The sequence below is a fragment of the Vibrio sp. 10N.222.47.A9 genome (assembly GCF_963872585.1).
In the GTDB taxonomy this organism is placed as follows: Bacteria; Pseudomonadota; Gammaproteobacteria; order Enterobacterales; family Vibrionaceae; genus Vibrio; species Vibrio splendidus.
Genome location: NZ_CAWNBB010000015.1, coordinates 1 through 391, shown reverse-complemented (window position 1 = coordinate 391; position 391 = coordinate 1). Strand labels below are relative to the sequence as shown.

The 391-nt window shown below is 41.4% G+C and carries 1 protein-coding gene; it reads left to right on the top strand.

The features are described 5' to 3' along the window. A partial coding sequence (locus AACT19_RS02835; protein WP_207551951.1) for a hypothetical protein occupies positions 1 to 226 on the top strand: 226 nt, incomplete at its 5' end. Between the last annotated feature and the right edge of the window lie 165 nt (positions 227 to 391).

Below are 391 nucleotides of genomic sequence, written 5' to 3'. Positions count from 1 at the left end.
GAATCTCTCCACCCCTGCCATCTTCAAAGTGCATTATTTATGCATGAAAAAAGGCCACTCATTGAGTGGCCTTTTTGCTATCTGCGATTTATTTTATCGGCGTCTTTTTCGCTTCTTTGTGATGCTTTTTGCTTTCACAACACGCCCACCTTTGGCGAAGCGATACCCCTTTTTTAACGTGCCGTTTCTTTTGACCCCTGCTTTAGTCATTATTCTTACCTTCTAGAATTGTTTCAATGATGGTCAAGCGTTTATCTTGCTTCCATAACACAACGAGTAACGCTATCCAGGTCGGCGATAAGCCCATGCTGTTCAGTGAGACGAGTAGCTCCATTACTTACCCCTGAATTTAAATGAAAAGAACTCCAGTAAGTAATACCAATTCCATTAA